Annotated in this window: 23 protein-coding genes, 1 tRNA gene and 2 pseudogenes; 14 read left to right on the top strand and 12 right to left on the bottom strand. The window is 57.2% G+C overall.

What is annotated here, in order from left to right:
* Window positions 1-33: 33 nt before the first annotated feature.
* From JCM15831_RS23310 to folP, 5 genes are all read right to left on the bottom strand, one after another.
* Window positions 34-516, bottom strand: a complete 483-nt coding sequence (locus JCM15831_RS23310) for an L-dopachrome tautomerase-related protein (RefSeq protein WP_269530368.1) — start codon at window positions 514-516, stop codon at window positions 34-36.
* A complete protein-coding gene (locus tag JCM15831_RS23305; RefSeq protein ID WP_269530366.1) occupies window positions 458-1,213 on the bottom strand; it encodes an L-dopachrome tautomerase-related protein in 756 nt (251 codons plus the stop codon). The genes JCM15831_RS23310 and JCM15831_RS23305 overlap by 59 nt, the downstream gene beginning before the upstream one ends.
* A gap of 67 nt (window positions 1,214-1,280) precedes the next feature.
* Entirely contained in the window at window positions 1,281-1,937 is a 657-nt protein-coding gene (gene folE / locus JCM15831_RS06775) for a GTP cyclohydrolase I FolE (protein WP_084490589.1), read from the bottom strand.
* Window positions 1,934-2,812 carry a 2-amino-4-hydroxy-6-hydroxymethyldihydropteridine diphosphokinase gene (gene folK, locus JCM15831_RS06770; protein WP_025823676.1) on the bottom strand — a complete coding sequence of 293 codons (879 nt, stop codon included), beginning with the start codon at window positions 2,810-2,812 and terminating at the stop codon, window positions 1,934-1,936. The genes folE and folK overlap by 4 nt, the downstream gene beginning before the upstream one ends.
* Window positions 2,809-3,705, bottom strand: a complete 897-nt coding sequence (gene folP / locus JCM15831_RS06765) for a dihydropteroate synthase (RefSeq protein WP_025823675.1) — start codon at window positions 3,703-3,705, stop codon at window positions 2,809-2,811. The genes folK and folP overlap by 4 nt, the downstream gene beginning before the upstream one ends.
* Window positions 3,706-3,826: 121 nt before the next feature.
* Between folP and JCM15831_RS06760 the strand changes: the two genes are divergently transcribed.
* Window positions 3,827-4,138 carry a hypothetical protein gene (locus JCM15831_RS06760; RefSeq protein WP_232228033.1) on the top strand — a complete coding sequence of 104 codons (312 nt, stop codon included), beginning with the start codon at window positions 3,827-3,829 and terminating at the stop codon, window positions 4,136-4,138.
* Window positions 4,139-4,212: 74 nt separating this feature from the next.
* Here the strand turns inward: JCM15831_RS06760 and JCM15831_RS17215 are convergent.
* Window positions 4,213-5,309 (bottom strand): annotated as a pseudogene (locus tag JCM15831_RS17215) (branched-chain amino acid aminotransferase).
* Window positions 5,310-5,504: 195 nt separating this feature from the next.
* On the opposite strand from JCM15831_RS17215, the gene panB reads away from it, so the two are divergent.
* From panB to JCM15831_RS17210, 4 genes are all read left to right on the top strand, one after another.
* Window positions 5,505-6,323, top strand: a complete 819-nt coding sequence (gene panB, locus JCM15831_RS06745) for a 3-methyl-2-oxobutanoate hydroxymethyltransferase (protein WP_025823672.1) — start codon at window positions 5,505-5,507, stop codon at window positions 6,321-6,323.
* Window positions 6,320-7,147, top strand: coding sequence for a pantoate--beta-alanine ligase (gene panC, locus JCM15831_RS06740; RefSeq protein ID WP_025823670.1), 828 nt, complete (start codon window positions 6,320-6,322; stop codon window positions 7,145-7,147). The genes panB and panC overlap by 4 nt, the downstream gene beginning before the upstream one ends.
* A gap of 115 nt (window positions 7,148-7,262) precedes the next feature.
* Window positions 7,263-7,991, top strand: coding sequence for an SDR family oxidoreductase (locus tag JCM15831_RS06735; RefSeq protein WP_025823669.1), 729 nt, complete (start codon window positions 7,263-7,265; stop codon window positions 7,989-7,991).
* 330 nt (window positions 7,992-8,321) lie between these two features.
* Window positions 8,322-9,533, top strand: a complete 1,212-nt coding sequence (locus JCM15831_RS17210) for a PepSY-associated TM helix domain-containing protein (RefSeq protein ID WP_035774003.1) — start codon at window positions 8,322-8,324, stop codon at window positions 9,531-9,533.
* 952 nt (window positions 9,534-10,485) lie between these two features.
* Here the strand turns inward: JCM15831_RS17210 and JCM15831_RS20945 are convergent.
* Window positions 10,486-11,481, bottom strand: coding sequence for a sugar phosphate isomerase/epimerase family protein (locus tag JCM15831_RS20945; RefSeq protein ID WP_232228042.1), 996 nt, complete (start codon window positions 11,479-11,481; stop codon window positions 10,486-10,488).
* A gap of 118 nt (window positions 11,482-11,599) precedes the next feature.
* On the bottom strand, window positions 11,600-12,409 hold the full coding sequence (locus JCM15831_RS06710; protein ID WP_025823660.1) for an alpha/beta fold hydrolase: 810 nt from the start codon (window positions 12,407-12,409) through the stop codon (window positions 11,600-11,602).
* Window positions 12,410-12,574: 165 nt separating this feature from the next.
* Between JCM15831_RS06710 and JCM15831_RS20940 the strand changes: the two genes are divergently transcribed.
* Window positions 12,575-12,754 carry a DUF2256 domain-containing protein gene (locus JCM15831_RS20940; protein WP_084490587.1) on the top strand — a complete coding sequence of 60 codons (180 nt, stop codon included), beginning with the start codon at window positions 12,575-12,577 and terminating at the stop codon, window positions 12,752-12,754.
* Here JCM15831_RS20940 and JCM15831_RS06705 read toward each other — a convergent pair whose 3' ends face one another.
* The 3 genes from JCM15831_RS06705 to rplM all read right to left on the bottom strand — a co-directional run bounded on the left by JCM15831_RS06705 (window position 12,755) and on the right by rplM (window position 15,657).
* Window positions 12,755-13,729: a LysR family transcriptional regulator gene (locus JCM15831_RS06705; RefSeq protein WP_084490586.1), complete on the bottom strand. Its 975-nt coding sequence runs from the start codon at window positions 13,727-13,729 to the stop codon at window positions 12,755-12,757.
* A 960-nt stretch (window positions 13,730-14,689) separates the two neighbouring features.
* Entirely contained in the window at window positions 14,690-15,175 is a 486-nt protein-coding gene (gene rpsI / locus JCM15831_RS06700; RefSeq protein WP_025823657.1) for a 30S ribosomal protein S9, read from the bottom strand.
* Between the two features lie 5 nt (window positions 15,176-15,180).
* Window positions 15,181-15,657 carry a 50S ribosomal protein L13 gene (rplM, locus tag JCM15831_RS06695; protein WP_025823655.1) on the bottom strand — a complete coding sequence of 159 codons (477 nt, stop codon included), beginning with the start codon at window positions 15,655-15,657 and terminating at the stop codon, window positions 15,181-15,183.
* Window positions 15,658-15,889: 232 nt separating this feature from the next.
* On the opposite strand from rplM, the gene JCM15831_RS06690 reads away from it, so the two are divergent.
* The 7 genes from JCM15831_RS06690 (at window position 15,890) to JCM15831_RS06660 (ending at window position 21,781) form a co-directional block, all read left to right on the top strand.
* Window positions 15,890-16,216 carry a hypothetical protein gene (locus JCM15831_RS06690; RefSeq protein WP_025823653.1) on the top strand — a complete coding sequence of 109 codons (327 nt, stop codon included), beginning with the start codon at window positions 15,890-15,892 and terminating at the stop codon, window positions 16,214-16,216.
* Window positions 16,213-17,310: a hypothetical protein gene (locus tag JCM15831_RS06685; RefSeq protein WP_025823651.1), complete on the top strand. Its 1,098-nt coding sequence runs from the start codon at window positions 16,213-16,215 to the stop codon at window positions 17,308-17,310. Before JCM15831_RS06690 ends, JCM15831_RS06685 begins: the two co-directional genes overlap by 4 nt.
* Window positions 17,311-17,312: 2 nt before the next feature.
* A complete protein-coding gene (locus JCM15831_RS06680) occupies window positions 17,313-18,212 on the top strand; it encodes an SDR family oxidoreductase (protein ID WP_025823649.1) in 900 nt (299 codons plus the stop codon).
* A complete protein-coding gene (locus JCM15831_RS06675; RefSeq protein ID WP_025823647.1) occupies window positions 18,209-18,694 on the top strand; it encodes a hypothetical protein in 486 nt (161 codons plus the stop codon). The genes JCM15831_RS06680 and JCM15831_RS06675 overlap by 4 nt, the downstream gene beginning before the upstream one ends.
* Before the next feature lie 75 nt (window positions 18,695-18,769).
* Window positions 18,770-19,876 carry a phosphohexomutase domain-containing protein gene (locus tag JCM15831_RS17200; protein WP_373277616.1) on the top strand — a complete coding sequence of 369 codons (1,107 nt, stop codon included), beginning with the start codon at window positions 18,770-18,772 and terminating at the stop codon, window positions 19,874-19,876.
* A 64-nt stretch (window positions 19,877-19,940) separates the two neighbouring features.
* Complete coding sequence (locus tag JCM15831_RS23915) at window positions 19,941-20,237, top strand: hypothetical protein (RefSeq protein ID WP_373277615.1); 297 nt, start codon at window positions 19,941-19,943, stop codon at window positions 20,235-20,237.
* 101 nt (window positions 20,238-20,338) lie between these two features.
* Window positions 20,339-21,781 (top strand): mannose-1-phosphate guanylyltransferase/mannose-6-phosphate isomerase, encoded by a 1,443-nt coding sequence (locus JCM15831_RS06660; RefSeq protein WP_025823646.1) that lies wholly within the window; start codon window positions 20,339-20,341, stop codon window positions 21,779-21,781.
* 128 nt (window positions 21,782-21,909) lie between these two features.
* Here the strand turns inward: JCM15831_RS06660 and JCM15831_RS06655 are convergent.
* Window positions 21,910-21,985: transfer RNA gene (locus JCM15831_RS06655), tRNA-His, on the bottom strand.
* A gap of 280 nt (window positions 21,986-22,265) precedes the next feature.
* Between JCM15831_RS06655 and JCM15831_RS17195 the strand changes: the two are divergent.
* A pseudogene (locus JCM15831_RS17195) lies at window positions 22,266-23,719 on the top strand (SulP family inorganic anion transporter).
* The last annotated feature ends 5 nt before the right edge of the window (window positions 23,720-23,724 follow it).

Here is a 23,724-nt window from a genome sequence, read left to right as displayed (position 1 = left end):
GGTTTCTGTTGACACTCCGCCCCCGGCTCACCCTCAGGGCGCAGAGAGCGGCACGCATATTTTGACCAACAGCCACGGACGCTTTTGTTGATCATGCCCGCCATGAAAGGCGGGCTGACGCGACCATTGGCCAATCGTGCCGTAGAGCATGTGGTCGCGATAAGCGAGACCGTCAGGGGCGATCAGACGAGGATCATGCGCGACGACCGAAATCGTCCCATCGGATGCGCGCTCGAGAATGGCATGACGTTCGATATCGGTCAGGAACAGACGACCATCTGGCGCGGTGGCCATCCCATCGCCCATTCCTGCCTCGCCCTCATCTTTCACGCTAAATTCGATTTCCGTCTCGGATGCCTTCGGATCTGCCAATACTGCCGTCGGTGCTGAATAAAGCTCACGGCTCGTCAAAGGCTGCCAGAAAAGTGTCTGCTGATCGGCGCTCAGTCCGATCCCATTAGCCCCCCGCCTGCGCCATGGTCGGCTTGTCAGGATTATAGCGAGACGCCTTGCCATCAAGCACTGCGAGAAACCCGTGGCGCGGCATGACCGGTCCTGTATCGGCCAGAATGCGGCGCTGCACCCCAGTCGCGATATCGACCACAATCAGGGCTGGATGCACAGTCAGAGAGGAATCGGTGATAAACGCAACGCCGCGGTCGCCATGGGTCAGGTCGATACGGACATCATTCGGATGGCTGTCAGAACGAAGAGCCGGCGCGGCCAGGGGGATCTCCTCGACGATCCGTGCGCGCACCGGATCGATGTGAATCAGACGCGCTGCTCCCGGCACCGTGCCTTTATCCGCAAGGATCCCCTCATCCAGAACCCAGAGCTGCCCACTGGCATCGACCGTCATCCCGAGCGGCGAAACAAAACGTCCCTGGCTCTCGGCATTGGGAAAAGGGGTCAGTTTTCCATGATCGAACAGCGCCAGTCTTGGCCCGTCATGATCGTGCAGGCTACGCGGAAAACCAAGGACAAGACGGTGATCGCATAAAATAGCAATGCCCGAAGGCTGCGCATCCCAGAACCGGCCTATGACCACGACATTGCCGCTCGGCCGATACCCTTCATCGATGCTGTCATCGACCAGTGCTGCGCCGAGGTCCGGGGTGTCATCCTTCTCATCTGCAGCGCGTCCCGAACCGGGACAGAATGCTGCAAGCGAGAGGGACATCATCAGGGTGTAGAGGGCCAGACGCGTTTTCATGTTCTCTCTTCCAATCAATCATGAAGAGAGGTCTGCGCCCACGCGTCAAGCCACAGCAGCGTGAGGCTTATCCCTTGAGAAGCGACATAATCTCTGCACGCGAGGCAGCATCACGCTGCCAGGTACCGCGCACGACCGTCGTCACCGTACGACTGCCGACATTGCGTATCCCACGCATAGCCATACACATATGTTCGGCCTCGACCAGCACCATAACCGCCTTGGGTTCGAGCACTTCGATGATCGACGCGGCAATCTGGTCTGTCAGGCGCTCCTGCAGCTGAGGACGGCGTGCCAACACATTGACAGTACGTGCAATTTTGCTGAGCCCCGTCAGACGACCGCCCTCTGGCAAATAAGCCACATGAGCCTTGCCAAAAAACGGCAGGAGATGATGTTCGCACATCGAGTGGAATCCGATATCGCGAACGATCACGGCCCCTTCATGCTGATCGGCCAGAAACTGCTTGTGCAGATGATCCCGCGGATCTTCATGCAGGCCGCCCAGCACGTCGAGATACATGCGTGCGACGCGATCGGGCGTCTCGAACAGCCCTTCACGATTGGGGTCCTCGCCCAGCGCTTCGAGGATCTCGCGCACGGCTCCAGCGATACGCATCTGGGCGTCTTCGGGTTTTGCAATCGGTGATATGGGGCGCTCCCCACCCTGCCCCTTGTGGCGGGCGGCATCCAGCGCCACGAGATCGGCAGTCGGATTGGTCATTTCTGGTCCTCGGCAATGCAAGACGGGTCTTCCGCGCAGGGGACAACGTCATTAGCCTCGCGGGGGAGCCTGTCCAACATGTCCGAAACGGAAAGTCCACTGATTTTCTGTTCCGATGCAATTTCCGCAAGAGGAACGAGTACAAAAGCGCGCTGGGCGATGCCCGGATGCGGCAAACTCAGAACGGTGTTTTTTACTTCCTGCGTGCCCAGATAGAGCAGATCGACATCCATCGCCCTCTGCCCCCAGCGCACGGAGGGCACACGTCCGAGACGGGTCTCGATCTCCTTGCAATGGCGCAGCAAGGTCATGGGATCGAGGCTGGTCCGGCCTGTGGCACACAGATTATAGAAGTCAGGTTGCTCGACGACGCCCCATGGCGCGGTGCGGTAAAGCCCGGAGACTGCCTCAAGGGTCAGACCCGGTATCAGGCCAAGCCAGGTAACCGCCAAATTCAAAGCGGACGCACGATCGCCCATATTGCAGCCGAGTGAGAACCCGACCGGCAGAAGGCGCGCCTTCGACGTCTCGACACTGACCATCCCGAAGGGATGAGCAATCGGTGCGCCCGGTTTGCTGACGCGCACCGTCACATGGGCGAGCGTCGGAAAATGCGCAAGAAGATCGCGGGCAATCCGATCGGCCAGCGTCTCGATAAGCTGCACCGGCTCACCCGCCGTCAGCGTCACCATCCGGTCGCAGAGAGCGGCGTAACAGACAGCCTGCTGATAATCATCGTCTCGTGTCGCGCCCTCGGTATCCACGGTTGCCACGAGATCGATCACGAATTTCTGCCCGAGCCGGGTTTCTTCGGGGAGCACGCCATGGCGCCCGAAAACCGTCAGCCCTTCAAGGCGGATAATCGACTGTGTCATGCAGGCAGAGCACTTTCCTGTTGCGAGGCAGACGTGTGAAGCCACGCTGTCATTTTCACCGCATCGACATGCTGACTGACATCGTGAACACGCAAGACAGCGGCTCCCTGTCGCACGCCATACAGATTGGAGGCCAGTGTTCCTGCCAGACGGTCTTCGATCTGCCGACCGAGAAGACGGCCGAAAAGCGATTTGCGCGACAGGCCAAGCAACACCGGCAAACGATACTCTGCTCTGAGCGCCGCGATGAGCCGGATGCTCTCCAGATTTTGCGGATCTGTCTTGCCGAAACCAATTCCCGGGTCCAGCACGATCCGATCCCGACTGATCCCCGCCCGCTCAGCCTGACCGAGCACTGCGTCGAACCAGCGGCGAAACGCCGCGTGTAAATCGAGCGCGGGGTCGATCGTGTCACGGTTGTGCATCAGGACGGCGACAGCTCCGGTCTCTGCCAGCGTGTCAGCCATGGCGGCATCACGCTGCATGCCCCAGACATCATTGACCATGACGGCCCCGGCCTGAACCGCCTCGCGCGCGACGCTGGCTTTATAGGTGTCGATCGAGAGAAACGCGGCCTCGTCCTGCAACGCCTGAAAAACCGGACGCGTGCGCGCGATTTCCTCAGAGACAGAGACAAATTCAGCACCGGGACGGGTCGACTCTCCCCCGATATCGATCAGGGCAGCCCCTTCCGCACTCAGTCGGCGGGCCTGTGCGATGGCCGCATCTGGTCGATCGTAGCGCCCTCCATCGGAAAACGAGTCAGGCGTGGCGTTGACGATCCCCATGACCAGCGGCGCAGATCCGTCATGAGCCGCCCATATTGCCTGGACGAGCGCATCCCGTTTTTCTTGCCATCGGACATTCTGCGCTGCGGATCTGACCGCTTCCATTCTATCCATTCACGTCATGACTGCACGAAAGCCCCGCTCATAAAGTACAGGAGCGCACAGGTCCACAAAAACGAACCGGGCTGCGTCGGAGGTGTTTTGCCTGATGACAAGGAGAGGCATCATGGCCAACGATCACTTTGAAACCCCAGCTTTTGACGGGGAAGACAACAAGCATCACAGCGCCCGGGCTCTCGCCGAGGCTGCTCTGCGCGCTGAAGAAGAGGGCGATCAGGAAAAGGCAGAACAGCTTTTCCGACAGGCTGAGGCCGCAGACCCGTCCGCTCTTGAGAGTGTCCTACTCGAACGTCGGAGCGAACACCCGGGATTTACCCCCACTCCTGCCTCAAACGATGAAGAAGTGGCGGCCATGAGCCGTACGGTCGAGCCGGAAAGGCGCAGCCCGCCGCCTGAAGCAATCGACGAGAACTACTGACCCAGCAGAATCTTTCCCGGGCCGCCCTGTCGAGAGACGGCCGGGACCGATCCGGACTGGAGAGGGGACAAGCGTCAGACGATCGGATGAATCCAGCCATGGGCATCATTCGTCTTACCCGCCTGAATGTCCGTCAGGGCTTTCTTGAGGCCGGTCGACACCTCTCCGGGTGTCTTGCCATCTCCGAAGACAGCCTCACCCCCGTTACGGCGCAGAACCCCGATCGGCTGATGACGGCAGCGGTGCCGCAGGCGAAAGCCTCCTTGTACCGCCCCGAGGCGGCTCCAGCGAAGATCTCGTCCACTTCTAGCGGCGTCTGCTCCACCTTCAGGCCGCGATCCCTGGCGAGCTGCAAGATGGCATCGCGGGTGATACCCGGCAGAATGGTTCCGGTGAGCGGAGGCGTGACAAGCGTGTTGTCATCTCGCAGGAACATGACATTCATGCCGCCCATTTCTTCGATGAAGCGCTGTTCACGGCTGTCGAGAAACAGCACCTGATCGCAGCCATGCGTTTTTGAATCACGCTGAGCCACGAGACTGGCTGCATAATTGCCGCCGCATTTAGCCGCACCCGTGCCGCCCGGCGCTGCCCGCGTGTAATCCTCGGAAACCCAGACCGAGACACAACCCGAGCCAAAATACGCGCCCACAGGGCAGGCAATGACCATGAACAGATATTCCGAGGCTGGCTTCACACCGAGAAACACCTCGGTCGCGATCATGAAGGGGCGCAGATAAAGGCTTTTGCCTTCCCCGGCAGGAACCCAATCCTGATCGATCTTGACCAGTTCATCGACAGCCTTGATGAAAATCTCAGACGGAAGATCGGCCATCGCCATGCGCTCGGCCGAGGCACGAAAACGTCTGGCATTCTCTTCCGGACGAAAAGCGGCAATGCCGCCGCTCTCGGTCCGATAGGCTTTCATGCCCTCGAAGATTTCCTGTGCGTAATGCAGAACCGCCGCTGCGGGATCGAGAGAAAGCGGTTTGCGAGCGGTGATTCTGGCGTCATGCCAGCCGCGGTTCTCGCTGTATTTCACAATCGCCATGTGATCGGTGAAAATCCGGCCGAAAGCCGGGTTGGCGATCAGCTCTGCACGATGATCCGCCAATGTCGGATTGCTCGTGGGCTCGATGGTGAATTGCAGCGCGGCGCTCTCGGAAACCATGTTCTGTTCCATCTTCAGGTCGATTGTCGTGACACTCTATCCAGTTCGCCTCATCTTGACACCCTTTGTCGGGGAGAGAGAAGAACGCGACCTGCGCCTGACCGGATCGTGAAAGGATCGCTCCTGCGGGGAGAGGACCCTGCGCCTCGCCCTCGCGCGTTGCGTGTCAGACAGCACTGCTTTGAAAGGGCCTCCATGAGCGCTTCAACCCCCATCCGGACCCTGACCCCGGCCTCTGTTCTGGCACGCAAGGGACAGACACCCCTCGTCTGCCTGACAGCCTATACCACCCCGATCGCGCGTCTCGCCGACGCCGCCTGCGATATCGTTCTGGTGGGCGATAGCGTGGGCATGGTCCTGCATGGCCTGCCCTCCACACTAGGCGTGACGATGGAGATGATGATCCTGCATGGGAAGGCCGTCATGCGGGGAATCCAGAAGGCGCTCTGTGTCGTGGATATGCCCTTTGGCAGCTATGAGGAAAGTCCGGCTCAGGCCTTTCGCAATGCCTCGCGCCTTCTGGCTGAGACGGGCGCTTCAGCGGTTAAGCTCGAAGGCGGCGTGCAGATGAAAGAGACCATCGCGTTTCTGGTCGCGCGCGGCGTGCCTGTCATGGGACATATCGGGCTGACTCCCCAGGCCGTGAATGTTCTGGGGGGCTACAAGGTGCAGGGGCGCAATGAGGATGCGCAACGTGTCATGGAAGATGCCCGCGCGGTGGAAGAGGCAGGCGCTTTTGCGATCGTGCTGGAAAAACTGCCCCGGAGCCTTGGCCAGGACATTACCGAATGCCTCGCAATCCCCACCATCGGTATCGGCGCCGGGCCGGATTGCGACGGACAGATCCTGGTCATTGACGACATGTTAGGACTGTTCGCCGACTTCAAGCCGAAATTCGTCAAGCGTTATGCCACCCTGGCCGATGACGCAGCCAAGGCCCTTGCGGCCTATGCAGACGATGTAAGGCAGCGCGCATTCCCCGACGCAGAGCATAGTTTTGGGGACAAACCATGATCTTTCGCACGATCCCCTCCTTACGCGCTGAAATTGCGGCCTGGAAGGCCGCAGGAGAGCGTATTGGGCTGGTGCCGACCATGGGTGCTCTGCATGAGGGCCATCTGAGCCTCGTGAACGAGGCGCGAAAAACCTGTCAGCGTGTGATCGTCTCGATTTTCGTCAATCCGCGCCAGTTCAACAACCCGTCCGATCTGGCGCTCTACCCCCGCACGGAAGAGGACGATATCGCGCTCCTTACCGGGACCGACGCCGTCTTCATTCCCTCTGTCGAGACCATGTATCCTGCGGGTTATTGCACCGCTGTGCATGTCGGGGGGCTCTCGACCCGTCTGGAAGGCGCGCATCGACCGGGGCATTTCGACGGCATGGCAACCGTGGTCACCAAGCTTTTCACGATCACAGGAGCCGATTGCGCCTTTTTCGGCGAGAAAGACTGGCAACAGCTTCAGATCGTGCGCCGACTGGTTGCCGATCTGGCCCTGCCGATCGAGATTATCGGCTGTCCAACGCTGAGAGAAAGGGACGGGCTGGCCCTTTCTTCACGCAATCGACGTCTCACACCACAGGCCCGCGAGATCGCGCCGCAGCTGCACAGCATCATGCAGGAAACGGCAAATTCGATCCGACAAGGCACCCCGATCAACGAGGCCCTCAATACCGGCCTTTCCGCCCTGAAAAACGCAGGCTTCGCGCCAATCGATTATCTCGATTGCTGTCACGCCGAGACTCTCGAGCCTGCCGAGAGAAATAATGACCCTCTGCGCCTTATGGCGGCGGTGGCTCTCGATACTGTGCGTCTGATTGACAACATCGTCATTTAGCCGAGGCTGAGTCGCATGCGATCCTTCCTGTCATCGCAAGGTCGGGCCTTGACTGCCTGACCTCCGGCGCTCTCTCCCAAAAAAAGAGCGCTAGAGCACAGGAAGGTAGGCAAGCATGTCGCTCCCACTTCAGAATAAAATCGCCACTGTTACAGGCGGTGCCTCAGGCATCGGCCTGGAATGCGTCCGTCACCTCATCGCCAATGGTGCCGTCGTGTACGTCCTCGACCGCGACAAGGCGGCCATGGAGAAGGCGCACGCCGAGCTGGGCGAAAACCTGCATGGTATCGAGGTCGATCTCTTTCGCCATGCCAGCATTCAGGAGGCCGTAGACCGTATTCTGAAGGAGCAGGGCCGTCTCGACATCATGTTCGCCAATGCGGGCTCTTATGTGGGTGGCGATGCCTGGGAAGGCGATCCGGATGCGTGGGATCGCATGCTCATCCTCAACATCAATGCGGCTCTTCACTCTGCCCGCGTTGCCATGGCGCCCATGATGAAACAGGGCAGTGGCGACATCGTCATCACCAGCTCGGTTGCGGGAGTCGTGCCCGTGATGGTGGAGCCCGTCTATACGGCCTCCAAACATGCCATTCAGGCCTTCACCCACACATGTCGTCGTCAGCTCGCCCCTCACGGCGTGCGGATGAGTGCGATACAGCCGGGCCCGGTTGTGACGCCGCTCATCGACGACTGGGATCCCGAGCGCCGCAAGGCCGCTCTCGAAAACGGTGGCATGATGCAACCCACAGACGTCGCAGAGGCTCTCATTTTCATGCTGACCCGCCGTCAAGGGACCGTCGTGCGTGATCTGGTCCTTTTACCAAGCCGGTTCGACATCTGAAGCGGGCGCCCGCTCACCAGGCCGTCAGCCTTTATAAAGATCTCAACAAGCCCCGCCCTTCATGGCGGGGTTTTTGTTTTGCCCATCATCACGGGTGTTTTCAGGCGACAATGCTCAAAGGCGTGCTCCTAAACGATGCGATTGACTATCACTTGCGCCCTCTCTAGATCGTGATCCGGTGCGTAAGGTCCGATTCTTCTCGGTCGGATCCGGCTTGCGCCGTGCATAAGCGGATGCGCTCATTCAGGAATTACCCCTATCGCCAACCGGTCGGAACGGGTCGCCAAACGCCCCACACGGAAAAGACAGAATGAGAGTGCGTTCTGGCCTTTGAAGCGGTCACGCAACGCTCTTGTTCTGGCGCATCGCTATATTGGCCTGTCTTTGGCGCCATTGCTTATCGTCATCAGCCTCACGGGCAGTCTCAGCGTGTATCGCAACGAACTCGACGCGATGCTCAATCCTGATTTTTTTCGTACCCAGACCGTTGACCGCCACCTCCCCCTGTCCGTTCTCCTCGAACGCATCCAGCAACAACACCCTGACCAGCCCGTGATCGCCCTCGAGTATCGTCCAGGCCTGCATGAGACGGTGCATGCCTATCTGACACCGGGACGAAACGCAGCAAAGCTTCCCGAACCGGATGAAATCTTCCTCGACCCCGGAGACGCCCATGAACTGGGCGCACGCTTTACTGAAGGATGCTGCCTCAACCGTCGCGCACTCTTTCCTTTCATTTACCGTCTGCATTACTCCCTCGCCGCAGGTCAGACAGGGCTATGGATTGTCGGGCTGACAGCGCTGGTATGGAGTCTCGATTGCGTGACCGGTCTGTTGCTGACCTTTCCCGCAATCGTCCCTCCTTGGAGACGAGCCTTCTGGGCAGCATGGAGCCCGGCATGGAAGATCCTCCGACCGCGGCACATCCTCCGCCTTCTTTTCGATCTCCATCGGGCTTGCGGACTCTGGCTCTGGTTTTTACTGCTCGGCATGGCCATTAGCGGAGTCGCATTGGCTTTGGGTCCACAACTCTTTCAGCCGGCCATTCGCTCTCTTTTCCCAATGGCGCCACTTAGTGAAGAGATTGCTCTGCCGGGTGGCCCCCACGTGCTTACCCTTGACGCGGCGGAACAACGCGCCCTCGAAGTGGTGCACGCACATGGCTGGACGGCCCATCCCGCCGCCCTCATGCTTACCCACGCGCCGGATCGGGCCCTTTTTTATCTTTTCTCAGACACGGGAGAGCTTCCGTCAGGCTTCGGAAGCCCCCTGATCACGATTGCTCTCGATACCGGCGCGACAACACAGGCTGTGTTTGCGCCCCAGGGCAAACTCGGCGATCTGATTCTGCAGGGTCAGGATCCTTTTCATAGCGGGCGCCTGGCCGGAAGCGTGGGCCGCGCCCTTGTCTGCCTAAGCGGGGTTGTCACCGCGCTTCTCACCGTGACCGGGGTTTTGATCTGGGAGCGCAAGCGGCGCGCGCGGCGCTCAGCGAGGCACAAGAGAGAGATCTCATCGCCTGAGAAACGGGTGGTCACCTAGACGGTTTCACACTCATTCAAGGCTGTAAGTCTCATTGGACAGAATTTCGATAGAAAGAACCCCCTGAGCGTAACTGTCTCGCTTGGTAAGAGGGAGCCGCGCATGACCTGAAGTCCACCGGCACCCCTCGCCCAGAACGTGGTCCCACCCCTCCAACGGCGCTTGGCAAGGTGCTCCGTGAGATTGCGTGAGCGACGTGAGTCGAAAAATGTGACACCGCCGACGAGAACACCACGCTTTGATTGCTCACCCTCAGAAGGCTCTCTTGGGATGCAGAGGCGCGAAACCAGCCAGACGAAATCCACATCGCCTGGAACCATGAAAATGGACTTCCGACCATGGGTCCGGGCTTTGCGGATACGGCGCCCTCGTTCATCCATGAGATGGAAATCGGGGTCGTCGGTCAAAGTCAGACTCTACTCCAGTGAAAAAAGCATCTCGAAAAACCCTAGGTGGGTCATTCTAACAAAAAACGAGCTGTCCATCCGGAAAGATGTGACATGCCGGAGTGACAATACCCTCTCACCGGGTGACATCTCTAGCCCATCGCTCGAAATAAAAAACAGGGATCGAGCCTTCAGACGAAAACCAAAATTCTCGTCAGAACGACTTCGTGAGAATGAGTCATCTTGCATAGTCCGTTTTGTTTCATTTAAACAAACAAATTTATATTGTTTCTATACTTTCTTCTTGCGAGAATTAGATTTTGTTTATAGTAAATGACAGGATTTATCACATTTTATGTCGTATATATTAAGTTCTTGACTATTTTCCGTACCGGTCCTGAAATACAGGACAGAAACCCTCGCTTCGTGTCCCCTCCTCAAAACGCAATAAAATCTGAACCGACGATTTCACTGTCTTTTGATTAATCCACGATTAGAAAAGTCGGGAAACCACGGCTTCCCTTAAAGAACTTCTCACCTTCTGCCATGGTCAGATCTTTTCGACCTCATACGCAATGGCCACCGAGCTCGGGCAACAGGCCACCGCCCCAGCCATCACACTGAGAAACCAACGGATAGCAGTTCAGCAATCTCAACCCGCTCCGCCGCATAAGCGCGCAGCAAGGTCTTCCAGCCCGACTGTTTTTACGCCTTATTGAAGCGACAGGAAGAATTGAAAACACCGGAGGAGACCATTCAGCTCCCCCGGCATTGTCGCGCATCTCGATCAGAGAGGACTTTAGTAATCGGAACAGATCAAACTGAGTGTTCAGCCGATCGGTAGTCATTCCAGGCCCGCTCCAAACCCAGACGCCCCTGATGAACAACCTCGGACAAGTCCTGATCATAAAGCGAATCGGGTACCCTGAGGAGAAAATTTCCAGCGTGCATGCCCCTCGAAAACCTGCTTCGGCTGTCGCGTGCAAAAGCTCGCCCAGAGGTATGCTGCCTGAACCAGGAATGAGACGATCCATCCCGGAATAAGGTGTCCGCCAGTCACTGGCCTGTACCACCATCAGGCGTCGTCCGGCACGGCGGATAGCTTGCGCACAGTCCGGCTGCTGCCAGATGTTCCAGTAATCCAGACAGAGACCACACGCCTCATGGCCGACAGCGTCCAGCAAATCGAGCGCCTGATCGATCGTCCAGATCGCCGTTTCAATGTTGATCGACGTGGGGTTCAGCGGTTCGATCGCAATCGTAACGCCCAGATCGGCGGCAAGCGGTGCGAGGCGACGCAGATGGTGCACGGTCTCGTCCAGGCAGCGCTGCATATTTCCCTCTGGCGGCGCGCCGGTATTCATAACGAAAGGCGCCCCTTCTACGTGAGGGGAGAGCGTCCGCATACTCTGGGCGAATGCGGAAACACGCGCTTCGATACCCTCAGGTTCAGGTGCCATCTTGCTGCTGAAGAAGGTACGAATTTTTGGCTGGACCGCACTTATCGCAAGCCCGGCCTGTTTCGCGGCACGCAGCTGTTGCTCCGTGCGCTGCGGGTCCAGTTTGGCTTCGCAGATTTCTATGGCATCGACGTTGAGCGCCGCGTAACGCGCGACATCTTCTTCAAAAGACCAAGCTGTGTCGTAAATTCGTTCACGCCGTACTGAAACGGAAAGGAGCTCATCGATTCAGGAACTCCTTGACCGCCTCATTGAATTTTTCCGTTTCATCAAGAAAAAGCATGTGGGAGCTCTTCTCGAAGCGAAGAGCCTGGCAATTCGGCATATTCTCAGCAACCCAGGAAGGTCCCTCAGGCACCAGCACAGCGTCTTTTTCGGCAATCATCATGAGAGCCGGCAAATCGACATGGGGTAACAGATCGCGCCAGTCGTGCACCGTATGATCCGCCATCATCGCAGCGCGGGCATAGGCAGGACTCTTCGCCATTTCCGCCAAGAGCATGGCACGTTCGTCTTCTTCCGGCTCAGTGGCGAGGCAATCAGAGAAATTCTGCTTGTCGAACTCCTCCGGAGCCAAGGTGAGCTTCTGAATTGTCTCGGCAAGACCAGCCTGATCATAGCAAGCCGCATGACCGAATTTCCATTCGGAAGAAAAATATTGTCGCGGGGTTTGCTGTACGAAAATCGCGTCGCGCAGACGGGTTTTGCCGAAGAGCTCAAGGTAGGACCAGATAATCGGGCAGCCAATCGACCAGCCGAGAACGGTCACATCGTCAAGTTCGAGCGCCTCAAGCAAGTCGCGCAAATCGGCAGCAAGCCGCGGGATACGATAGGAATGCTCGGGTTTATCCGAGTCACCATGGCCTCGCAGATCCAGAGTGATCACACGAGCATTTTGCGACAACGCCGGGACATTGCGGTGGAAGAACTGCCCAGAGAATGTCCATCCATGGATCATGACCAGAGGACGACCACGCCCTTCATCCCTGTAGTGCAGCCGTATTCCGTCGCTGGTGGTAATGAAAGGCATGGGAACGCTCCTGGCGATATTCTGAATCGGATCTGAAGTCCTCTGGCAAGCGCTTGAGCGAAGAGTAGGTTCCCTGAAAGAAAAGACGATGCAGACTACAGGAAACTGAAACCTTCCCGGCAATTGACGTTAAGCACCACTTTGCGGAAAGGGATCGAACCTGTCATGAGCCGAGGCAAAGGGCGTGTAGCCCGAGGGCCAGATAAAGCTGATCTGCCTGAGAAAATTTGCCCCGTGTGCAAGCGCCCTTTTTCGTGGCGGAAAAAATGGGCTCGTGATTGGGAACGCGTGCGCTATTGTTCTGAGGCCTGTCGACGAAAATCGAGCGTAAACCCTCCGGGCTAATTAGGTCGGGAAACAGCGTCCGCTTTCCGTGTTCTCCACCTCATTTTCGGCAAACATTCTTATCGCATCCTCAATATGGGGCAAGCGAGTCCGGTTCTTGAGCCATATCAGGCCACTTTCAAGCTTCATCTCATCGAGAAGCTCGTACCTTCTCTCACTGAGGAAATGCTTTTGCTCAAGAGGCACCGTATAAAACGGTACGATGCCCCATCCGTTGGAATAGTGAAATAAATCGTTCAAACCCACTGAAGAGTTATACTCGATAATATTCAACGGAGGCCGCAGATCGCGCGCCGACAAGATTGCGTCGAAACGCTCCCGAAGGGCGATACCTTTCACAGGCAAGACCCATAAATTGCACCTGTTTTCTTGCCACCCCATCAGGAGCTCGGGAAGAGAAAGTGAATTTGCGCGTGAGGCGGCAAAGCAATTATCGCAATGCATCACAGAAAGATTAAGCTTGTCGTTCTGATTTAGCTGGAAAAAATCCACAAAGGCAAAATCCAAATCCCCCTTCTCAAGCATGTCTATTATAATAGGCCTTTCCTTGTAGAGAACTCTTATTTTTATAGAAGAATATTTCATCTTTAACGCAGATATGACCTGCATCATTCTTGATTCAAGTGCTGGAGCCTGAAATCCAATATTGATCACACCTGATTTTATTTCTTTGAATTCATTTACTTTACAAGCAAGTTTCTCAAGCTCAAATTTTATCACTCTACCGGCCTCGACCACGGGCAGACAAATATCAGTCGGTGTCATTCCGGAATTCGATCTCGTGAAAAGTTTGAGCCCGAGAATGTTCTCTGCTTCCAAACAAGCCTTCGAGACAGCGGTCGGCGTCAAGTTCAGTTTTGACGATGCTCCGACCAGAGACTGAGCATTGAATATTTCTTCGATGACTTTGAGATATCGAAGCTTCATATTTTTCATAGCTCGACACGACTCAAGTCCAAAACCTTCTCTATTCATTTCGGCTCTCTGTGCCGCCTTTGACCCGATTTGAGCCTTTGGGCATTCATTGTTCTTGAGGAAATCATTGAAAAGCGCATTTACTTACTTAAAACGTCTCTCCCCAACATGTAGAAGACAGCACTATTCGAACTGTCACAAAAAACACCTACATCGATCCGAATTTTCAGGTGACGGCGGGATTATTAATATCCGTTGTAAATACTAAGCTTACTATTTTGACTCTCTCTTTTGGCAGCATTACTCTAACGGGCAGCATGGACAGTTTTATTCATCGTTTCATGAAGCATTCACTCCTCACACCGCCTAGATCATCAGCAGTCAATTAATCCGATACGAGGAACATAAGCCGACCAATGGGGCCTCTCCACCGGCGCATCGACCGAGTAAGGTCGTCTCTCATCGCTGCATTTATTCCGTATGAAGCCCTTTTTTCTTCGTTGGTTTCACTCAGTAGACTCCTGATCGACATCGTCATAACTGTATTTTCCATCCATCATCCGAAATATAAGGCGAGTTCACTTCTGAAGTGTCGCGCCACAGGCAGAAGGACAGTATCCGAAACCTCTGAAATCATTGATGTAAGAGTTTAAAACTTTAGGTAGAGCGTACCGATAGAAAGAAATACTTTTTTTACAACGAAGGAATTACCCATAAATACCTTCTTCATTTCTGATGCTCTATAATTTCGGATCATACACGGGCAATCGAAATTAGGTTCACAGCCCTGAACTTAATTTCGATATACCGCCCTCGCTGTCAGCTTACGTAGCAAGCGATCAGCGTAACGCTGCCTGAGACGCCATAAAGGCCTCTGCAAATTACGCAGATAAGACCCCGATATTTTTAGGCAGGGATAAAACGGTCGGATGAAGAGTCTGGACGCAAAAAACCCGACCTCTCGCGAGGCCGGGTTTTTTTGAAGCCCTTGATATCGCCGGGCCGAGAGGCCCGAAGAAATCAGCGCTTGGAGAACTGGAAGGAACGACGTGCCTTGGCACGGCCGTACTTCTTACGCTCCACAACGCGGCTATCACGCGTCAGGAAGCCAGCAACCTTCAGGATACCACGAAGAGCGGGATCATAATGGGTCAGCGCGCGCGAAATGCCATGACGGACTGCGCCAGCCTGGCCGGAGAGACCGCCGCCCCTGACTGTGCAATAAACGTCAAACTGGTTGTAGCGATCGGTCAGCAGGAAAGGCTGGGTGATCAGCATGCGCAGAACCGGGCGAGCGAAATAAGTCGTGACCGGACGGCCATTGACGATGATGTCGCCTTTGCCTGGCTTGATCCATACGCGAGCAGTGGCGTCCTTACGACGACCGGTTGCGTAGGAACGGCCCTGTGCATCACGCTTGACTTCGTGCACCGGTGCAGCCTGCGTTGCAGGAGCGATGCCAGCGAGGTCCTGAAGCGTACCCGTGCGCTCTTGAGTTTCAGACATATCTCTCAGGCCTCGATCACGTTGAGGGTGTTCTTGCGGTTCATGGACGCAACATCCAGCTTCACCGGCTGCTGCCCCTCATGCGGGTGCTTGTCACCGGCATAGACATACAGATGCTTCATCTGGGCGCGCTGCAGCGGGCCGCGCGTAATCATACGCTCGACTGCCTTCTCGACGACGCTGCCCGGGTTCTTGCCCTCGAGGCGCTGCGTGATCGTGCGCTCCTTGATACCACCGGGATGACCCGTGTGATAATGGAACAGCTTCTGACCCACCTTGTTGCCGGTCAGGACGATCTTCTCGGCGTTGATCACGACGATGTTGTCGCCGCAATCGACATGCGGGGTAAACTGAGGCTTGTGCTTGCCGCGCAGGCGGGTCGCAATGATGGTGGCGAGGCGGCCAAGAACGAGCCCTTCGGCGTCGATCAGGGTCCAGCCTTTCGTCACCTCTGCAGGCTTTAACGAAGGTGTGGTCTTCATGGTTCGGACTGATCCAGCAACATGTGTTGGTATTGGGGGCGCCTTATCGGATGTCCTGCGCCTAAGGTCAAGCTTTTTTGAGAGTCTCCATCCCCAGAAAATGGCTGATTTCCGCCATTTTTTGTATTGCGGTATCTTTATACCACATTATTTGACACGCGATTGTCCCTGGCGCAAAGCCGGACTAACATGCGCCCGTCTGTCGAAGCGGTATTTCTGAGGATGATCTGACGTGAAGAGACCTTTGCTTGTCGCAGGCTTGTGCCTCGTTGTTGTCGGACTAGGCGGCATCGGCGTGCGGCACGAGTCCAGAGCCGAATTGCAACGGGCGCTCGCCAGTCTGCGCGCCAACCTCCCGCCAGACGCAAGATTCGAATACGATCACGCCTACCCTCGCTTTTTCGCCCGGGGTGCCGGTTTCGACAATGCGCGCTTTATAAAAGGGAATATGACCTTCAAAGCCCGCGTCCTGACGATCAACAACCCGAATGGCTATCTGTCGACGGGTCTGAAATTTTCACGCATTCATGCCGAGGATGTGTCGATCCAGGGACCTTGAGCGGCACGATCGAGGATCTCACACTCAGCAAACTCCTGCTTCCGCCGATCAGCGTCGATAAGCGCGATGTCAGCGAACTGCCGCCTGCATCACAAATTCATTTCCGTCATGGCCAGATTCACGGAGTTTCCCTGAACTCAACCAATGGCTGTGCGCTCACCCTGTCGGAAGCTACCCTCGAGAATTATGGCCATGACGATGGCAATGCCGGGTCGCTGCATGACGCGCATGCAGCCTGTTCACCTGACAGTGTGCTGTCCCAGAAACTACACAGCCTGACGCACCTGCCAGCTGGACCCGTCGTTCTCGACGTTAAGGAGATACACGAGACGGGGACGCGCTATGCCCGGATTGTTGCATGGGCCGAGCAATTCGCGCGCGACCCCATCCCTGCCGAGACAACCCCGCTCCGCGACGTCGCAGAGACACCAAGCAATGCTGAGACGCACGGTCTTTCTTTCTCGCTGTTCGATATTCGAACTCTCGTTGAGACGAGCACCGGGCGTCGCTGGAAACAGGGCGACAAGATGCTTGCAAGGGGCGAGTCCCACAACATCAGCATCACCGTACCCTCCTCGTCGCCTTTAGCGGCCTTCCTTCCTGACGGAATTCACATCACCAACCTGACCCAGGAAGTCTCGACAGACACAAAGACGTTCATAAGCACTCTCGCTCTGGCCGCCATGACACCCAAATCTTTTGGCTTCGAGTGGCACGCAAGCATAAACAATGTCGAAAATCCTGATGTCGCGCATCCACCAGCCCTGACATCGCTGGAATTAAGTTACCGCGACGATGCGACCAACATCGATACGCTGCTTACCCGCGTGGCTGCGCAGCGCAACCAGACCTTGCCGCAGTTGAAGGAAATGCTGGCCATCCCCCTTGCCTTCATTACCCAGCGCGCCCCCGGCCTCAGCGCCGTTCCAGAGTTCCTGAACACGCCTTCCGGTCACAGTCTGACCATCTCCTTCCATCCGCCAGAGCCCGTCGATGCTGCGTCTGTAAAGCGTCTCGCGCCGCAGTTCTCGAAGAACCCCGACCTTGCACAGCGCTGGATTTCACCGCCTACCCTGTCTTCCAGCGTAAACTGAGCATGGCATCACCCGTCCATCTCATCGGTGCAACCGGACGCTCGGGTTCAGCCATAGCGCGCGCTCTGAAAGCGCTTGGTGAAACGGTGATCCCTGTCGTCCGTAGGCCGGAAAACCTCCCTGAGTTTCTGCGAAGCACCTTTCGTACTGCCCATCTTGAAGACATCCAGACTCTGCGCGCAGCGCTGCATGACGCAGAGAGGATTGTCTCGACCGCTCACGCGCGGCATATCCCGACTATTCTGGAAGCGTCACCCAGCAAGGCTTCTCTGATCGCGCTCGGCAGTACGCGAAAATTTACCCGCTGGCCCGACGCGCATGGCAATGGCGTCTTGGTAGGAGAGAATGCGCTTCTGCACTCGGGACGCAAGGGGATGATCCTGCATCCGACCATGATCTATGGGGCTCAGGGGGAGAATAACGTCCAGCGCCTCGCTGCTCTACTGCGCCGGCTTCCGCTCATCCCGCTTCCCAATGGCGGGCGCGCCCTCGTGCAGCCTATCTATCAGGATGACGTGACAGACGCTGTGCTTGCCGCACTCACTCTGGCAGAAACGGGGCAACTGACCGGCCCGGAAGCGCTCGTCATCGCAGGTCCGGAAGCGACAACCTATCGCGAATTCATCGACGCCATTCTCCGCTCAGCGGGGCTCGGCCGACGAGTCTACCTGCCTGTCCCGGGTATTATACTCGAATTTATAGCGCCGATTGCCGCGAAAATACCGGGTTTTCCGTCAATCGGGCGCGCCGAGATCAGACGCTTACTTGAAGATAAGGCATTTTCCATCCAGCCTATGCAGAGCCGTTTGGGCCTGTCTCCTCTCGCCTTGCAAGACGGGCTTGATCGTCTCTTTCACAAGACCGCATCGACGGTCCCCCTCCCTGCCGGAAAACGCTCATGACACGTCTGCTCAAAACACTTTCGCAACTTGGCAGCCTCTCGATCGCTCTGGCAACCCTCAGCACACTTCCGGCCTGCACAGACCCGACCGGGCCTGTCTATGGCGACTGGTACGGCTTCAATCCGTTACCAACACCACAAGGCAATATTTCAATCGAGCTGGTTCTGGATGGTGGGCCGACGGCCAGCTCTGGACGCTATCGTCTGCACAGACAGTCTTTCTGGGCAGAAGACATGATGTTCAACCGCTCGGACTCGCTGGATGGCACCTGGACACTTAAAGAATACACCGTCGATGGCAAGATCTGGCGCAATGTCTTCCTCAAAGGGCCGGAACTGCACATCTCCCATTATGTCTTGCTGCCTAATGGCTATCTGACCCCGGCAACCGATCAGAATACGCCGGATATGGGCCAGGGGGGCTGGCTCTGCTGCCGCCTCGCCCCGCGGGCACGCAACAGCTTCGGCTATGGTCGTGTCTGAGGCGCACTTAATCGAAGAAGGCATGGCGAAGGCGTTTGCAGAAATGCTTCTCGCCAAACTGACACGGATGGCTCGGTGATTATTTCCGAGTGGATGCAGCGCTCCGGGGTGGGGTTCGGCACCAGCGGCGCACGCGGACTTGTTGCCGCCATGACCGATGATGTGTGCTTCGCCTACACGTTGGGCTACCTGCACCATCTCGAAAGCCTCGACGAATTCGGCCCCGGCGTCTCGGTCGCCGTCGCGGGCGATTTACGTCCCAGCACGCCGCGTATCTTGCGCGCCTGCATGGCAGCGATTCGACACGCGGGCGGTGTGCCCTTGTTCTGTGGCTTTGTCCCCACACCGGCACTCTGCCTCTACGCCTATGATCGCGCCATACCGTCTCTCATGGTGACGGGCAGCCATATCCCGGCCGATCGAAACGGCATCAAGTTCAATCGCGCAACCGGCGAGTTCCTCAAGCAGGACGAAGCCGGGATGCGTGAACAGCGCGTGACCCTGCCTGATGGCTGGTTTGATCATTCAGGCGCCCTGCTCACCAAGATCGATCTGCCTGCAGCTCATGACGTCCTGACAGCCTATTCTGCGCGATACCGACTATTCTTCGGCGATACCGCCCTCAAGGGCCTCAGGCTCGGCGTCTATCAGCACTCAGCCGTTGGCCGTGATGCCCTTATCCCCTTGCTTGAAGGGATGGGCGCCATCGTCATCCCGCTTGGACGCTCCGAAGACTTCCTCCCCGTCGATACCGAAGCTGTCCGCCCGGAAGATGCGGCAGCCGCATGCCGCTGGGCTCAAGAGATAGGATTCGATGCCCTTCTGACCACTGACGGGGATTCGGATCGACCGCTTCTGGCGGACCGGGAGGGAAGCTGGCTTCGCGGCGATGTGCTCGGTATTCTGGCGGCACGCTACCTGCAAGCCCGGGCGGTCGCCACCCCGGTCAACAGCAATACAGCCCTCGAAAAAGCAGCCTTCGCCGAACGGATTTCCCGCACCCGCATCGGCTCACCCTTTGTCGTCGACGCGATGACTGAAGCCGCTCAAGAGGGCTTTGCCCCATCAATCGGCTATGAGGCCAATGGCGGTTTCCTCCTGGCAACGTCTGTGACGCTGAATGGCAAAACACTTAAGGCGCTGCGACGCGCGATGCCGTGCTGCCGATGCTGTGCGCATTGATGGCGGCGCGCGACGAGGGCGATGACCTCTCTGCCTCTGCGCAACTCTGCCCCAGCGCTACACGGTGAGTGACCGCCTGTCCCCTCTCCCTACCCGGCGCAGTCGAGAGAACATTGCCGCCCTCCGCGACGGACTGAAGCACCATTCAGCATTGGCACCCTTCAGCACGTCCTTCGGGTCTGTTGCCCATATCGATGAGAGTGACGGGCTGCGTCTGACTTTCGAGAGCGGAGCAATTGTGCATTTCCGCCCCTCAGGCAATGCACCAGAGCTGCGCGTCTACGCCGAAGCAGAGAGCACGGTTACCGCCCAAACCCTGCTGGCACTCGGTCTGGCAGTAGCCGCCCCATGGCGCGACTAGAGAAGACACGGTAACTTCTCACCCGGCCTGCTTTTGCGAGCGTCTATTCTTTAGTCTCAACACGAGCGCCCCGGCTCAGCGCTTCTCTACGGGATACCGTCTTGTCGTCTGCACTCTGCCCTTCAAAGCCCCTTATCGTTCCGGTCATTCTGTCTGGTGGTTCCGGCAGCCGGCTCTGGCCGGTTTCACGGGGCAGCTTTCCCAAGCAGTTCTGGCCCCTGCTGACCGACAAGACCCTGCTGCAGGAAACAGCCCTGCGTGGCAAAAACGCAAATCTGGGTCAGCCTATCGTTGTGTGCAACGCTGCCCATCGATTCATTATCGCCGAGCAATTACGCGCCATCGAGATCGACGATGCGCGTATTCTTCTGGAGCCATCCGCCCGCAACTCTGCTCCGGCCATCGCTGCGGCGGCGTTTTTAGTGGCAGAGGAAAACCCACAAGCCATTCTATGGGTCATGGCCGCCGATGCCGCCATCAGCGATGTTGCGGCACTCTACAGAACGCTCGACACAGCCGTCGAGGCTGCCGAGAAGGGCTTTATCGCAACGTTCGGCATCCAACCCAACAAACCAGAGACCGGCTACGGCTATATCGAGCGTGGGGACGAAATTCCTGCTATGCCGGGAGCGTTTCATGTCGCACGCTTCATGGAAAAGCCCGATCTCGCCAGCGCCTCGGAGCTCATCAAGGATGCACGTTATTCCTGGAACTCCGGGATGTTTGTCGCTCGTGCCGATATCTTGCTCCGCGAAATCGAGGCTTTTGAGCCCGATATTCATACGCATGTCGGGCAAGCGGTTGCACACCGCAAGACGGATCTCGATTTCGAGCGTCTGGCTCCAGAGATGTTCGATCAATCGCCGGACATTTCCATCGATTATGCTGTCGCCGAGCGCACACGCGTTGCCGCCATCGTGCCTGCCAGTTTCGGCTGGTCGGATATCGGCAGCTGGGATGCTTTATGGGAAATCAGCGACAAGGACGAGAACGGCAACGTCACCTCTGGTGAGGTCTTTTTAGACACCACCAGTAATTGCTATGTCCGCTCGGATGGCACGGTTACAGCCGTGATGGGGGTCGATAACCTGATTGTGGTGGTCACTGAAGACGCCATCATGGTGTCACATCGCGACCGGGCCCAGGATGTCAAAAAAATGGTGGCCCAGCTTACCAAAGCCGGTCGGTTAGAGGCGACAACTCATAATCGCATGTATCGTCCCTGGGGCTTCTACGAGAGTCTGATCCGGGGCGATCGCTTTCAGGTCAAGCGCATCCACGTCAATCCGGGGCAGATCCTGTCCCTGCAGAAGCATTTCCACCGGGCGGAACACTGGGTCGTTGTCGCGGGTACGGCTGTCGTCACGCGGGATTCAGAAGAGCTGATCATCCGCGAGAATGAGAGCGTCTATCTGCCATTGGGCTGTACCCACCGCCTCGCGAACCCGGGGAAAATTGCACTTACCCTGATCGAAGTGCAATCCGGCCCTTATCTTGGTGAAGACGATATCGTTCGTCTGGACGATGTCTACGCGCGCAGCTGAGCCAGCCCGAGGAATGACGGCTCGTAAAAAACCACTTCTCGAAGGGCGTTCGAAAAAACGCCCGGAGAGCGAACACGTCTCGGGGAAGCTCGGCCCCAGAATCGAATGGCTGCTTTTTTGGGAAGTGCTGGGGCGAATGACGGGACTCGAACCCGCGACCACCGGTACCACAAACCGGCGCTCTACCAACTGAGCTACATCCGCCACATAGCGAGGCCCGATTTAGAGAACTGCGCGGCAAACGTCTAGCCCCTTTGGCGAGATTATTTTCGCCATCCAGACCCTTTTCTCACAGGTGAGCGGGACAGCCCGCAAATGGCCCGGCAGGGAGCGAGAAAATTTTCTGCTTTCAACCGGAGAGCAGTTTTTGTCATTTCCCCTTGCGATCCTGCACCGCTCTTTCTAGTTTCACGGCATCATTGCCGCGTCGGGCCGGAATACGACGAGAAAATCTTTTGTCTTGTCATTCGCTAGGAGACGTCTGTTGAATCTCTCAACTTATCGCGCACAGTGGGCTTTCAGCCCGCTGCGCGAGGTGCTGGCCGGCATGGTTGGCACATTTGCGCTCATCCCCGAGGTGATCGCCTTTTCGTATATCGCTGGCGTCTCTCCCGCCGTATCGCTTTACGCATCCTTCGTCATCAGCATCGCGATCGCCATAACGGGGGGAAGGCCCGGCATGATTTCAGGCGCGGCGGGATCCGTCGCCTTGGTGGCTGCGGCCCTCGTCCACCGTCACGGCATTGACTACATGTTTCTCGCGACGCTTCTCGCTGGTGGGATGCAGATCCTGTTCGGCCTGATGCGATTGCACGTGCTGATGCATTTCGTCTCGAAAGAGGTGCAGACAGGGTTCGTCAACGCGCTGGCGATCATGATCTTTGCCGCCCAGCTGCCCCAGATGCTGCATGTCACGTGGCATACCTATGCGTTGATTGCGCTGGGGCTGGCCATTATCTACCTGGTCCCACGCCTGACGACGGCCATACCGTCGCCCCTGATCTGTATCGTGGTGTTGACGCTCATTACGATCTGGCACCCGATGCCGGTCCATACAGTGGCCGATCTGGGCGCCCTGCCCAACGGTCTGCCGTCCCTCATTCTTCCTCATGTCCCGTTCACTTTTGAAACCTTCGAAATCGTGATGCCGTATGCGTTGGCAATGGCCGCAGTTGGTCTGCTCGAATCCCTGATGACGGCGGGCGTTGTGGACGATCATACGGACACACATGGCGAACCACGCATGGAATGCACAGGTCTCGGCATTTCGAACATTCTTGTCGGCCTGTTCGGCGGGATCGCCGGATGCGGCATGATCGGTCAGACAGTCGGCAATTTGCGCTATGGCGGGCGCGGGCGCTCTCCACTTTTACGGCGGGCGCATTTCTGCTCGCTCTGATGGTGCTGCTGCACAGCTACGTCGCGCGGGTACCCATGGCAGCGCTGGTTGCCATCATGATCATGGTCTCCGTCAGTACATTCGCCTGGGGTTCTTTGCGTGACCTGATGCGTCATCCCAAATTGTCGAGTCTGGTCATGATCGTCACCGTCCTTGTGACTGTCACAACCCATGATCTTGCCGCAGGTGTGGCAATCGGCGTCTTGTTAAGCGGTGTCTTTTTCGCCTGGCGCGCCATGGGCATGCTGCGTGTCGAGACAAACAGAACAGAAGAGACGGATTCCTACCTTGTGAAGGGACAGGTTTTCTTCGCTTCGGCCGACATGCTTTATGAGGCCATCGATTTTCAGACACAGGCCAGGACGGTCGAAATCAATCTTGCCGATGCGACTTTCTGGGACATCACTTCTGTCGATATCCTCGAGAAAACCATCGCCAAGCTTCAGGGGCGCTCCATCGAAGTCCGTGTGGAGGGACTGCATAGTCGCCGCCACGGGCTGATCGCCGAGCAATCGGACGCCCCGCTGCTTTCGATGTAACCCCG

The organism is Asaia astilbis JCM 15831 (assembly GCF_000613845.1).
GTDB lineage: Bacteria > Pseudomonadota > Alphaproteobacteria > Acetobacterales > Acetobacteraceae > Asaia > Asaia astilbis.
This window is presented reverse-complemented; position numbering and strand designations above follow the sequence as displayed.

Excerpts from the sequence above, each read along its gene's own strand:
- JCM15831_RS23310 (WP_269530368.1), bottom strand. The coding sequence starts at position 516 with ATGGCAAGGCGTCTCGCTATAATCCTGACAAGCCGACCATGGCGCAGG.
- JCM15831_RS23305 (WP_269530366.1), bottom strand. The coding sequence starts at position 1,213 with ATGAAAACGCGTCTGGCCCTCTACACCCTGATGATGTCCCTCTCGCTT.
- folE (WP_084490589.1), bottom strand. The coding sequence starts at position 1,937 with ATGACCAATCCGACTGCCGATCTCGTGGCGCTGGATGCCGCCCGCCAC.
- folK (WP_025823676.1), bottom strand. The coding sequence starts at position 2,812 with ATGACACAGTCGATTATCCGCCTTGAAGGGCTGACGGTTTTCGGGCGC.
- folP (WP_025823675.1), bottom strand. The coding sequence starts at position 3,705 with ATGGAAGCGGTCAGATCCGCAGCGCAGAATGTCCGATGGCAAGAAAAA.
- JCM15831_RS06760 (WP_232228033.1), top strand. The coding sequence starts at position 3,827 with ATGGCCAACGATCACTTTGAAACCCCAGCTTTTGACGGGGAAGACAAC.
- panB (WP_025823672.1), top strand. The coding sequence starts at position 5,505 with ATGAGCGCTTCAACCCCCATCCGGACCCTGACCCCGGCCTCTGTTCTG.
- panC (WP_025823670.1), top strand. The coding sequence starts at position 6,320 with ATGATCTTTCGCACGATCCCCTCCTTACGCGCTGAAATTGCGGCCTGG.
- JCM15831_RS06735 (WP_025823669.1), top strand. The coding sequence starts at position 7,263 with ATGTCGCTCCCACTTCAGAATAAAATCGCCACTGTTACAGGCGGTGCC.
- JCM15831_RS06710 (WP_025823660.1), bottom strand. The coding sequence starts at position 12,409 with ATGCCTTTCATTACCACCAGCGACGGAATACGGCTGCACTACAGGGAT.
- JCM15831_RS20940 (WP_084490587.1), top strand. The coding sequence starts at position 12,575 with ATGAGCCGAGGCAAAGGGCGTGTAGCCCGAGGGCCAGATAAAGCTGAT.
- JCM15831_RS06705 (WP_084490586.1), bottom strand. The coding sequence starts at position 13,729 with ATGAATAGAGAAGGTTTTGGACTTGAGTCGTGTCGAGCTATGAAAAAT.
- rpsI (WP_025823657.1), bottom strand. The coding sequence starts at position 15,175 with ATGTCTGAAACTCAAGAGCGCACGGGTACGCTTCAGGACCTCGCTGGC.
- rplM (WP_025823655.1), bottom strand. The coding sequence starts at position 15,657 with ATGAAGACCACACCTTCGTTAAAGCCTGCAGAGGTGACGAAAGGCTGG.
- JCM15831_RS06680 (WP_025823649.1), top strand. The coding sequence starts at position 17,313 with ATGGCATCACCCGTCCATCTCATCGGTGCAACCGGACGCTCGGGTTCA.
- JCM15831_RS06675 (WP_025823647.1), top strand. The coding sequence starts at position 18,209 with ATGACACGTCTGCTCAAAACACTTTCGCAACTTGGCAGCCTCTCGATC.